This is a genomic window from Lactobacillus sp. N54.MGS-719 (assembly GCF_000980505.1).
Taxonomy (GTDB): Bacteria; Bacillota; Bacilli; order Lactobacillales; family Lactobacillaceae; genus Lactobacillus; species Lactobacillus amylovorus.
Window position 1 is genome coordinate 1 of sequence record NZ_LARO01000044.1, and the last position, 11541, is coordinate 11541.

10 protein-coding genes and 2 pseudogenes are annotated in these 11541 nt (G+C 37.8%); 8 read left to right on the forward strand and 4 right to left on the reverse strand.

All coding sequences use genetic code 11. The features are described 5' to 3' along the window. Positions 1–161 precede the first annotated feature (161 nt). The 3 genes and pseudogenes from WS44_RS07515 to WS44_RS07525 all read left to right on the forward strand — a co-directional run bounded on the left by WS44_RS07515 (position 162) and on the right by WS44_RS07525 (position 2509). Positions 162–716, forward strand: a pseudogene (locus WS44_RS07515) (isochorismatase family cysteine hydrolase). Positions 717–850: 134 nt separating this feature from the next. Further along, positions 851–2076: pseudogene (locus WS44_RS07520) on the forward strand (amino acid permease). A 67-nt stretch (positions 2077–2143) separates the two neighbouring features. Beyond that, positions 2144–2509 carry a pyridoxamine 5'-phosphate oxidase family protein gene (locus tag WS44_RS07525; RefSeq protein ID WP_013438333.1) on the forward strand — a complete coding sequence of 122 codons (366 nt, stop codon included), beginning with the start codon at positions 2144–2146 and terminating at the stop codon, positions 2507–2509. Between the two features lie 68 nt (positions 2510–2577). Here the strand turns inward: WS44_RS07525 and WS44_RS07530 are convergent, their stop codons facing one another. The 4 genes from WS44_RS07530 to WS44_RS07545 all read right to left on the reverse strand — a co-directional run bounded on the left by WS44_RS07530 (position 2578) and on the right by WS44_RS07545 (position 7348). Continuing rightward, positions 2578–3534, reverse strand: a complete 957-nt coding sequence (locus WS44_RS07530; RefSeq protein ID WP_013642239.1) for an ABC transporter permease — start codon at positions 3532–3534, stop codon at positions 2578–2580. Then, a complete protein-coding gene (locus WS44_RS07535; RefSeq protein WP_046433894.1) occupies positions 3531–4673 on the reverse strand; it encodes an ABC transporter permease in 1143 nt (380 codons plus the stop codon). Before WS44_RS07535 ends, WS44_RS07530 begins: the two co-directional genes overlap by 4 nt. Then, positions 4654–6201, reverse strand: coding sequence for an ABC transporter ATP-binding protein (locus tag WS44_RS07540; RefSeq protein WP_014566028.1), 1548 nt, complete (start codon positions 6199–6201; stop codon positions 4654–4656). Before WS44_RS07540 ends, WS44_RS07535 begins: the two co-directional genes overlap by 20 nt. A 61-nt stretch (positions 6202–6262) precedes the next feature. After that, complete coding sequence (locus WS44_RS07545) at positions 6263–7348, reverse strand: BMP family protein (protein ID WP_013642236.1); 1086 nt, start codon at positions 7346–7348, stop codon at positions 6263–6265. Between the two features lie 187 nt (positions 7349–7535). On the opposite strand from WS44_RS07545, the gene WS44_RS07550 reads away from it, so the two are divergent. The 5 genes from WS44_RS07550 to WS44_RS07570 all read left to right on the forward strand — a co-directional run bounded on the left by WS44_RS07550 (position 7536) and on the right by WS44_RS07570 (position 11452). Then, positions 7536–8570 (forward strand): IS30 family transposase, encoded by a 1035-nt coding sequence (locus WS44_RS07550; protein WP_046433896.1) that lies wholly within the window; start codon positions 7536–7538, stop codon positions 8568–8570. A gap of 130 nt (positions 8571–8700) precedes the next feature. Continuing rightward, positions 8701–9204, forward strand: a complete 504-nt coding sequence (locus tag WS44_RS07555) for a nucleoside 2-deoxyribosyltransferase (RefSeq protein WP_014566027.1) — start codon at positions 8701–8703, stop codon at positions 9202–9204. Positions 9205–9389: 185 nt separating this feature from the next. After that, positions 9390–9854 (forward strand): SLAP domain-containing protein, encoded by a 465-nt coding sequence (locus tag WS44_RS07560; RefSeq protein WP_022087512.1) that lies wholly within the window; start codon positions 9390–9392, stop codon positions 9852–9854. A gap of 58 nt (positions 9855–9912) precedes the next feature. Next, positions 9913–10251: a hypothetical protein gene (locus WS44_RS07565; RefSeq protein WP_014566025.1), complete on the forward strand. Its 339-nt coding sequence runs from the start codon at positions 9913–9915 to the stop codon at positions 10249–10251. Between the two features lie 169 nt (positions 10252–10420). After that, complete coding sequence (locus WS44_RS07570) at positions 10421–11452, forward strand: Fe-S cluster assembly protein HesB (RefSeq protein ID WP_288145715.1); 1032 nt, start codon at positions 10421–10423, stop codon at positions 11450–11452. Positions 11453–11541: the final 89 nt, after the last annotated feature.

Here is an 11541-nt window from a genome sequence, read left to right on the forward strand (position 1 = left end):
ACTAAGGATAAACTAAAAGAACTTACTCCGATAGAATATCGGAATAAGTCCTTAGTCGCATAATATCAATAAAGTGTCCGAAAAATGCGGGTCACTACAGTTTGATTCTTTTTTTGTACAATTAATAAAAACGTAACTTGGATTTTGCAAAGGAAGCAATTATGACAAACGAAGCTTTATTAATCATCGATTACACCAACGATTTCGTAGATGACAAGGGTGCGCTCACCTGCGGCAAGCCAGCACAAGAATTAGACGACGCTATTACTAATTTAGCTGACTAATTTTTAAAAGAAGGCAAGTGGGGAATTTTCCCAACAGACAAGCACTTCAAAGACGATCCATATCATCCTGAAACCAAGCTCTTCCCACCACATAATTTGCCTAATACCTGGGGTCGTGAATTATACGGTAAGGTAGGTAAGTGGTACGAAGATCACAAAGATAATGATCACGTGATTTTGATGGATAAGACACGCTATTCTGCTTTTGCGGGTACGCCTCTTGATCTAATTTTGCGTGAGCGGAAGATCGATACCTTACACTTGACAGGTGTCTGCACCGACATTTGTGTTCTGCACACGGCAATGGACGCGTATAATCGTTGCTATAACTTGGTTGTGCATGAAAATGGCGTAGCAAGTTTTGATCAAACTGGTCATAAGTGGGCCTTGAATCACTTTAAGACTTGTTTGGGTGCTGAAATTGTGAAGTAAGACAAATTATTTCTAATAAATTTACGCAAGACATCCCATGAAAGGGGTGTCTTTTAAATGCTCTTTTGAAAAATGTTCGTTTATGGTTCATAATAAGTAATGTTTGTTTTTATAAAGGAGTTGTATTTTTATTTATGGAGAAGAAAGATAATCAGGTCAAAATTAGACTTGGCAGTCTAGTTTTGATGATTTTTTCTTCTATTTTTAGATTTAGTAATTCATTGACGGCCTTCTACCAAATGAGATACTCAAGTATCATTTAGTATATCGTAACCGCAATTTTATTCTTCTTACCATCCGCACTGATCTTCGCGGAATATGGTGCAGCCTTCAAAGGTATCAAAGGTGGTATCTTCTCATGGCTTGAAGGATCAACTAATGAAAAAGTAGCATTTATCGGAATTATCTTCAACCCAATTATTAGGGGTTTGGGAAGTGATCTTCTTAGCAATCGTAACTTTCTGTGCTGCCAAGGGAATTGATAAAATAAAGGCGATCAATAATATTGGTGGTATCTTTACTTTGGCAATTGCCATCGGCTTTACGGTTGTTTCATTCATCGTTTATGCATTGTTTGCTTTGAAACTACTTCAGGTGTTATTGGCTCAGTTGATAAGCCAGAAGAGACTTATCCAAAGGGTTTGATCATTGCCATGGTAATGATGACCGCATTAACATTTTCATGTGTGGTGCCGCTAAGGACGCAGGTGTTAAGGGCGTTGACCTTGCCAATGTAGAATACGTTTTGATCAACAACTTAGGTGTTGTTACTGGTAAGAGTTTAGGCTTGTCACAATCAGCTTCACTTGCGATTGGTTCTGCCTTCTCACACTTTGCCGGTATTGCCGACGTTTTGTCAGGTAACGCTGCTGCATTCTTGATGGTTTACTCACTAATCAAGTCATTTATCGAAGGTTGTGATCCACGACTTTTGCCAAAGAAGCTGGTTGAACTTAACAAGCATGGGATGCCTGAACGTTCAATGTGGTTGCAAGCAATCATCTTATTTATTTCATTTGGTAGCAATGCAGCGAGTCAATTCTACACGATCTTGATGGATATGATGAACGTATCTTCATCTGCACCATATTTGTTCTTGATCGCTGCTTATCCTTTCTTTAAGGCAAAGAAGGATTTAGATCGTCCATTTGTCTTTATTGAGGGTAAGAAAAAAGTATGGGCAACGACAATTATTGTCTGGTTGGTTGTGGCTATTGGTGTCATCTTTACTTGTATCGAACCGCTCTTTACTGGTAATTATCAAACTTCATTCTGGACAGCTATTGGTCCGGTAGCATTCGGTCTGGTTGCGTGGATTTACTATTCATATCGCAAACATAAGGAAAAAGTTTTAAACTAATCGCTAAACATTTCTATCAAGTATGTTTATAATGGAAAAAAGATATAGAAAGGATGCTAAGTTAATCATGAAAAAATTAGATACAAACAAACTCACTGATGAACAAATCAAGTTCTTTAATGAACACTTGCCATACATGGCAACTGTCAACAAGGAAGGCAAGCCAGCAGTTGGTCCTAAAGCTTCACTTAAGGCCATTGACGCAACTACTGTTCAATATTTAGAAAAGACTAAGTCTGAAGCTTTTGCCAACTTGAAGAATGGTTCAGAAGCAGCTATCGTAGTTGCCGATGTCCCAACTCACAAGGCATTACGTGTTAGAGGCTTTGCTGAAATTCATGAAGATGATGACTATGCCAAAAATATTTTAAAGGACACCAAGTTTCCTAATGCATTTGTAGTCAATATCAAGATTGATGAAATTGATGCTTAATTGAAAATTTTTCTATGTTAAAAGGCACCCTATTTGGGATGCCTTTTTTTGATTGAAATAAATATTAATTATTTAGACTTAATGTAGTTAACACCATCTGCAGCTGGAGCGACCGACTTACCAAGGAAGAGAACAAGTACAAGAATGGTAATAACGTACGGCGCAATTTGCATATAAACTGTTGGAATCTTAGCGATACCTGGTAATTGGTTACCAATGATGCTCAAACTTTGAGCAAAACCAAAGAAAAGAGAAGATAGCATTGCACCAACAGGATTCCATTTACCAAAGATAACAGCAGCTAAAGCCATAAATCCTTGACCAACAATGGTAGAAATTGAGAAGTTACCAGAGATGGATTGAGCAAAAACTGCACCACCTAGACCAGCCATTAAACCAGAAGTCAAAACACCAATGTAACGCATTTTGTAAACGTTGATGCCCAGAGTATCTGCAGCCTGAGGATTTTCACCAGTTGAACGCAGGCGCAAACCTAATTTAGTTTTGTAAAGAACGAACCAAAGAATGATAGTTAAAATGATGGCTAACCAAGCTGGTGCAGAAGTATTAGTGAAGAAAATCTTACCAATAACTGGAATTTGAGCAAGGACTGGAATATCTGCATAACCAAAATTAGCAGTAATGTTAGGAGTTTGACCTTTCTCGTAAATTGCTTTGATTAAAAATACGCCTAAAGGAGGAGCTAATAGATTTAGTACGGTACCACTGATGATGTGATCGGCATGAAGATTAATCGTGGCAAAAGCATGCAGAATAGAAAAGATTAAGCCAAAGATTGCTCCAACTAAGGCACCCAACCATGGAGTTGCAGAGCCAAATGTTTTGGCGAAGGTTAGGTTAAAAATAATTGAAGTAAAAGCTCCAACAGTCATAATACCTTCAAGCCCGATATTGACGATACCAGAGTTTTCACTGTAGACACCACCTAAGGATGTCAAAATTAGAGGAGCTGAATAGACTAAAGTTGAAGAAACGATTAATGCTAGAAGTGAGGTGAGGTTCATAGAGTATTTCCTTCTTTTGATAATTTGATATTTGGTCCGTCAACGCCATTATTAGGACCAATTTCTTGCCCTCTCTTGAGAGAGTGCTTTTTAACTTTGAAGAGCAGATCAAAGACGTATTTGATGGCGATAAAGAAGATGATGGCGGCGATAACGATGGAGACAATTTCGTAAGGAACGCCTGCAACAGTCTGCATCCCTAAACCACCAATTTTAAGAATGGAGAATAAAAAGGCAGCAATTAAAATTCCGAAAGCTGTACTGTTGCCTAATAATGCGACTGATAATCCGTCCCAACCAATATCAATACTACTGGTTTGTGTAAAGTAGTTTTGGTAAGTCCCTAAACCTTGAATTACGCCACCAATTCCCGCAAAAGCACCGGAAAGCAACATGGAAAGAATGATATTCTTTTTAGCAGACATCCCCGCATAACGACTGGCAAATGGATTGAGACCCACGGCTTTAATTTCAAAGCCGACGGTTGTCTTTTTCATCAAGAACCAGTAAACAATAATGGCAATAATCCCTAAAAAGATTCCTGCATTTATTCGAGAATCACCGAACATTTTACTTAGCCATTCTAAATGAAGACTGCCATTGCTAGAGATATTCTTTGTAGTATCTGTGCCATTGCGTAAGTTTTCAGGCATGATTTGCTGCATAAGATATTGGCAAACATAAAGTACGATGTAATTTAGCATGATAGTCGTGATAACTTCATTGGTTCCAAAGTATGCTCGTAAAAAGCCGGCAATACCAGCAACGATTGCTCCGGCAAGTGCCCCGGTAATGATTGCTAATGGCAATAAGATGTACTTAGGCATATTGGGATTGGCTAACACAAACCAAACGGAAGTTAACCAGCCAGCTTGAGCTTGTCCAGGTAAACCAATGTTGAAGAATCCCGCTTTTGAAGCAATGGCAAAACCAACTGCGGTAAAAAGAAGGGGAGTGGCTTCACGAATTGTTTCTCCTAAGCCATTCATATTGCCTAAAGCACTAGAAAACATAGATGCATAAGCAGTTATTGGATTGTAGCTCCAAATAAGCATAATTATTGCACCGACTAAGAAACCGGCAATTACAGAGATAAGCGGTACCAGATACCGTTTTTCTTTAGCTGAAACTTTGATCAAGATCTTTTCCTTCTTTCTTCACGCCAGTCATTAAAAGACCTAATTCGGTTTTGGTGGTTTGTTCTGGTTGAACGATCCCAGATTTTTGACCATGATGTAAAACCAGAATTCTGTCAGATAACTGCATGATTTCGTTTAATTCATAAGAAACAAGCAAAATAGCTTTACCCGCGTCTCGTTCTTTTAATAATTGTTTGTGAATATACTCAATTGCACCGACATCTAAGCCACGGGTGGGCTGGAAGGCGATGATTAAGTCGCTGTTTCTTTCAAGTTCCCGGGCAATAATTACTTTTTGCTGATTACCACCGGAAAGTTCACCAGCTGGAAGATCACTGCTGGTGGTTCTAATATCAAACTTTTTAATGGCTTTTTGAGCATGTTCCTTGATTACTGTAAAGTTGATAATGCCATGTCTAGAAAATGGTTGCTGATAGTAGCTTTGCAAAGTGAGGTTATCCGCAATGGACATTTGTAAAATCAGACCATATTTTTGTCGATCGGCGGGGATGTTAGCTACGCCTTGTTCTGTAATCTTTCTGGTGGATTTATTGGTCATATCTTTATCTTTAATAATTACGTGACCGTTGTCTACTCGGCGTAATCCCGTGATAGCTTCAACCAATTCGTCTTGTCCATTGCCGTCGATACCAGCAATTCCTAGGATTTCACCTGCACGAATAGAGAAGGAAAGATCTTTAACTGCTAAATTACCACGACTTTCTTTAACTTGAAGATTTTCAACTTTAAGAATTTTCTTGCCAAGCTTTTCTGCTTTTTTAGTCAATTTCATTTCTACAGAGTGACCAACCATTAACTCTGCCATTTGTTGGTCGCTAATCTTCTTAACTGAATAAGTTCCAACGTCTTGCCCTGCTCGAATGATAGTTACTTGATCAGCAACCTGTTTGATTTCCTCTAGTTTATGAGTGATCAAAATAATCGATTTGCCTTCGTGAGCTAGTCCTTTAAGAATAGTCATAAATTCAGTAATTTCTTGAGGCGTTAAAACTGCGGTAGGTTCATCAAAGATAAGAATATTGGCCCCACGGTAGAGAACTTTAAGAATTTCTACTCTTTGTTGTTGGGCAACGGTGATGTTAGCTACTTTTTCATCAGGATCAATGGCTAGGTGATAGCGCTCTGAAAGGGCTAAGACTTTTTCACGTGCTTTTTTAATGTCTAAGAAAGGACCATTAGTCGTTTCGTGACCTAAGATGATGTTTTCTAAAACGGTAAAAGAATGAGCGAGCATAAAGTGTTGATGCACCATTCCAATACCTAGTTTTTTAGCAGCTGATGGGTTATCAATAGTAACTCTTTGACCGTTGACTATAATTTCACCAGAAGTTGGTTCAAGCAAGCCGGAGAGAATACTCATCAAAGTTGATTTACCCGCACCATTTTCTCCGAGCAGTGCTAGAATTTCACCTTGATGTAATTTTAGATTAATATCGTTATTGGCTTTAAATCCGTTAAAGTCTTTAACGATATGCTTCATTTCAATAACTGTATTTTGTTTTTCCATAATTTTTCGTTTTCTATTAAAAAACTCTCCGCCAAGACGAAGAGTTTTTGACTGTTAAGATTTATTTACTTGGCTTGGTTGCAACCTTGATCTTGCCATCGAGGATTTGAGTACGAGCCTTTTGAACAGCTTGCCATGCCTTGTCACTTAATTGACCTTTAGTAATAGAAACACCGTTGTCCTTCAAGCCGTAAACAAGGTGCTTGCCACCTGGAAACTTGTCGTTGTAAGCATCATCGGCAATACTCTTAGTGGCAACGTTCAAGCCCTTTAAGACAGAAGTTAAAGTAAAGTTAGCTTTCTTACCGTTCTTAGCAGTGTAGTTACCTAATCCGGATTGATCAACATCAACCCCAATTACCCAAACTTTCTTGTCGGCTGGTAATGTTTGGTTGTAATCCTTAGCTTCTTGGAAGACACCGTTACCAGCGTTACCTGCTGCTTGGTAAATAATGTCTACCTTGTTAGCGTACATTGATTGAGCAATTGACTTAGCTTTATCAGTAGCAGTGAAGTTACCGATGTATTGAGTTTGAACGGTGATCTTCTTATGAAGCGCCTTAGCCCCATCGGCTACACCTTGCTTAAAGCCAGCTTCAAATAAATCAATGATGGCTGATTTGGCACCACCGATAAAGCCGACTTTGTTGGTCTTAGTTGTGTAAGCTGCAGCTAAACCGCCGAGATAGGAAGCTTCATTACTCTTGAAGGTGACAGAAGCAACATTCTTTTGACCATTAACTACACTGTCGACGATTACGAAGTTCTTCTTAGGATTCTTCTTGGCAGCCTGACTAACTGCTTGTTGTAATTCGAAACCGACACCGAAGATGGTTTGATAACCAGCCTTAGAAGCTTGGTCGAAGTTGGGAACGAAATCGGAAGGACCACTTGATTGGAAGTATTGATAACCGCCCTTGCCTTGCTTTAAGCCATGTTCTTTACCGTAAGCTTTAAATCCAGCCCACGCAGCTTGGTTAAAGGAATGGTCGTCAACACCGTTTTGGTCGGTGATTAAGGCAATACCGTGTTTGGTATCCTTGTTAGTTGAAGCACCTTGCTTCTTGCCCGAACAAGCGGTTAAGGCTAAACCTGCCGCAAATACAATCGCACCAACTGATAAAATCTTTTTGAACTTTGAGTTCATTTCTACCTCCAGAATGATATTATTTTGAGAATGATTCGATTAAAATGATAAATTAATGTACGTGTTATGTCAATATAAAATTTAAAATAACCCGGATTTAAAATTGAAGTGCAACACTAAGTGTTAAACAAAAAGGCCATGAAGACCTAAACTTGAAGTGACGAAAAATCAAGAAAGGAAGATCTTCATGACCAATTCAAATTCTAGCATTTCTAAGCACTATCATCAATTAACCAGCGTACAACGTGGACAAATTCAAGCAATGCTGGATTCCGGCATAACTTCCCGTACTGTTATCGCTCAAGAAGTTGGCTGCCATAAGTCGACAATCAGTCGCGAAATCAAACGCGGAAGCGTCCTGCAAAGAGACAGCAGCTATTTATTGTATGAGCACTATTACGCTGATACTGCACAGATTTATTATGAGAAGCGTCGCAAAAACTGCTATCAGCGCAATCCATTGAAGCATTATGCTGTCTTTTTGAGAATGCTCTCTAGACGCTTTAAAGCTAAATTTGATGCCACCAGCATCGATGAGTTCGTTGGTGAATTCAAAAGGACTATGCCAGGCTACCCTTGTCCCAGCACACCAACCGTCTATCGCTATATTGATCAGGGCTTGCTGGACATAAGCAATATTGATCTGCCTATGAAGCTCAAAAGACGCAGGAACAAGCGTCATCACGGCCATGGCGGTCATGCTTTGCACAAGAAGAATCTTGGCAATTCCATTGAACAGCGTCCTAAAGAGATTGAAGACAGAAAAACGCCGCTGCACTGGGAAGGAGATCTGGTTAAAGGCGTCAGACGCAAGAATCAGCCTGCTTTAATGACTTTGACCGAAAGAACCACACGCTTTGAAGTAGTTATCAAGATTCCTGACTATCGGGCAAGCACATGCAAAAGGCTGCTTCAAAATGAGATTGACAGACATCCTGCCTGGTTTAAATCGATCACGTTTGACAATGGCTCTGAGTTTGCGGATATGACCAAGATCAAAGGCTGCCAGATCTACTTCGCCCACCCATATTCTCCATGGGAAAGGGGCACCAATGAGAACTGCAATGGTCTTTTGCGTCAATTCTTCCCTAAGGGCAAGAGTATGAAAGACAAAACAAAGGCTTATGTTGAACAGGCAACCAATGCCATTAACCACAAACATCGCCGAATCCTCCAATATCAGACAGCAGAAGAACTCTTCAAGCAATACATTTCTTCATAGCCTAACTGTTGCACTTAGTTTGACAATTCAGGAAATTTAAAATAAACAAATTATGTCTATATATAGCGCAAAAAGCAAACAATATGTGATATACTGCTTTTAAAATTAATATTCTGAGAGGAAAAACTAAATGCAAAAGAAAATCGCAACCGGTAAGATCTATTTAGGTGGATCATTCAATCGAGAGATAGATCATGAACGAGTGGAAAGGGCAAAAGAAATATTGGCTAAGAATCCAACCATTGCCAAAGTACATTTTCCATTCGATTATGATTTTGTTGATCCTGAAGAAAAGAATCCGGAAATTGGTGGTCAGAGAAGCATGACTTGGCGAGTTGGTACTTTTCAAAATGACCTAAATGGGATCAACAGTGCTACTTGTGGCGTGTTTTTATATGACATGGATATCCTAGACGATGGTTGTGCGTTTGAAATTGGCTTCATGCGTGCAAATCATAAGCCAGTAGTGTTGGTGCCATTTACTGAACATCCAGAGAGACCGAAGAAGATGAACCTGATGATTGCGCAAGGCGTTACTGCGATTATTGATGGTAATACGGAGTTAGAAAAACTAGCTGAGTATGATTTCAATTGGACGCCTTATATTCCTGTGACAGGTTATGGCATTTATTAGAAAAAGTTAAAAGCATCCCGATGGGGATGCTTTTTTGTATTAGATAAAAATTAAATTCATGATTTGCTCCTGTAATATTGCAGATATGCCTGTTTTTGAGTCTTGAGATATTAAAATATAAAAGAGAAAATCTTTTAGTAATAAGGATTTAGAAAATGAATTAAAAAAAGACTTTGTTTACTAGCATGGCCGCAATTACCTTGCTATCAGTTGGTACAACTGCAATTGCTGCTAATAGCAATGCAGAGGTGGTTGAAGCAAAAACTGTTTCTAGAAAGTTGAAACGTAATGCCGCTATTTACACTAGCCATGGTAAACGCACTCATAAGAAGTATTTGAAGAAGGGCATGAAAATCAAGATTTACGGTTATAAGACCATCAGGGGTAAGAAATATGCGCGTATTGGCAAGAACAAGTACGTTTTAGTTTCTAACTTGGCTTCGGCAAAGAAAAAAGCCGTGAAAAAAACTGATCAAAGTACTTCTAACAATTCTTCAGATACTACTGATGACGATATTGCACCAGTAGATCCAGCTAAGCTTGCTGTATACAAGGGTTGGTTGAAGAATAGAAAGAATGGTAACTTGGTTGCTATTCGTGATACCAAAGCATATGACGATGATGGAGATTCTAAAGTTCTTAAGGGCTAAGCTATCAAAATTCCAAGTGAAGATGATGAAATAGATGTTTCTGTTCATGGTGGTAATAATGGCCCTGAAATTGAATTTGGTGGTAACGAAGGTAATACCAAATTCAATTGACTTAGACTTTAAGACTTATGATGGCACTTATAAAGATAAGTTAGCAAATATCAAGAAATACACTAATTCTAAGGGAAAGATTTCATTCGTCCCAACAGTTAATGTGGTTTCCATTCCTGATCTTGATTATCCTAGAATGACTTTGAAGGCAGGTAAAGAAGTAAATCTTAATTATCCAGATTTGATGATCAATGGTGATGGTGAATATGTAGTTGAAGTTGAAGGTAATAACGGCCATGTATTCCAAGTTCCATATAACCAAATTACTGGTTGGAAGAGACCTTAATTTGAACTAGATATGAAAAAGCTCCGTGTAAAGCGGAGCTTTTTTATGGTATAAACTTAACTTTCTTATACTTGTCTTACATTAAGGAGTTAGAATAAAATAATTCTATTATTACATTCAGTATTAAAACTGAATACTCTTGATAAGATGCAACGCGGAGGTAAATGTTATGCGAAGCCTAACACAATTTGACTATATGCTAGATTCCTATGATTCTCAGGATCAAATTTTAGAAGATTTAAGAAGCAATTTTATTAATACTTTTCCAGTAGACTACATCAGAAACAAGATGACTGTAGCTGAATATATTGAAGGAAAAGGTAACAAAGATAGTTTTTGTAATCGTCTTGAAAGAGAACTTAGTGGATTAGGAAGCATTAAAGGCGCAACAGCTTCAAAATTTGGTATTTATTATAGTCAGAAATATCAAAAATACTTAATTAATAAAGTATGGCAGACCCCTAAAGATAATCCAAATTTAAAATTGTCCTTTAAAAAATTAAGAGAATCAATTGCAGATTTGATTGAAGCTGGGAATTCAAATAATCAGAAAGTAATTGAAACTCATCCTCTTGCACCCATGGTTAAAATGAAAATTCTGTCGATATATTATCCAGAAAAGTACTTAAATATTTTTTCTAAAAGAATGTTGGATTATTTTGTATTTCAATTCTATGGGAATTCGGTTTCAAGAAATATCTCACTTTTTGAAAAACAACGACTCCTTTTAAAATTGAAGTATGAAGATAATGCTACTAAAAATTGGAATAATATCAAATTTGGTAATTACTTTTATCACCTTTTTCCAGCTGCATATAAATTAGGTGAAGAAAATCAGTTTAATGGTAGCAAGAACTATAAAGCAGTCAAACTTGAACAAATAGTACCATTGCCTCCTAGAGAAGATAGTCCAGAGTTTCCAGTTGCTTTTAATAAAACAGCTGTAAAATATAAAGCTAAAAATCCACAATCTCAAAAGAGATTCATTTCTAAAGTAGACTATGTAACCAAACAGAAAGCTAACCTAGATGTAGGAGAATTGGGTGAGAGAGAAGTATTTGAATACGAAAAGAAAAGGCTAGCAGAATTTGGCAATCTTCAAAGGCAGATTCAATGGCAATCAAAGAAATCTGATGCTATTGGGTATGATATTCTTTCTTTTGAAAAAGATGGTACTCCGAGACAAATTGAGAGACTGTAAAATAGTTTGTGTAAGGATGAATGATTCCTTAAATTTATTTCTTTAAACATTAGAAAAAGGAGTTCCTTTCTCGTATGATTGGTTTGAAC

Coding starts and splice junctions, on each gene's coding strand:
- WS44_RS07530 (WP_013642239.1), bottom strand. CDS start 3,534: ATGAACCTCACCTCACTTCTAGCATTAATCGTTTCTTCAACTTTAGTC.
- WS44_RS07560 (WP_022087512.1), top strand. CDS start 9,390: ATGGCCGCAATTACCTTGCTATCAGTTGGTACAACTGCAATTGCTGCT.
- WS44_RS07550 (WP_046433896.1), top strand. CDS start 7,536: ATGACCAATTCAAATTCTAGCATTTCTAAGCACTATCATCAATTAACC.
- WS44_RS07555 (WP_014566027.1), top strand. CDS start 8,701: ATGCAAAAGAAAATCGCAACCGGTAAGATCTATTTAGGTGGATCATTC.
- WS44_RS07570 (WP_288145715.1), top strand. CDS start 10,421: ATGCGAAGCCTAACACAATTTGACTATATGCTAGATTCCTATGATTCT.
- WS44_RS07545 (WP_013642236.1), bottom strand. CDS start 7,348: ATGAACTCAAAGTTCAAAAAGATTTTATCAGTTGGTGCGATTGTATTT.
- WS44_RS07540 (WP_014566028.1), bottom strand. CDS start 6,201: ATGGAAAAACAAAATACAGTTATTGAAATGAAGCATATCGTTAAAGAC.
- WS44_RS07525 (WP_013438333.1), top strand. CDS start 2,144: ATGAAAAAATTAGATACAAACAAACTCACTGATGAACAAATCAAGTTC.
- WS44_RS07565 (WP_014566025.1), top strand. CDS start 9,913: ATGGCCCTGAAATTGAATTTGGTGGTAACGAAGGTAATACCAAATTCA.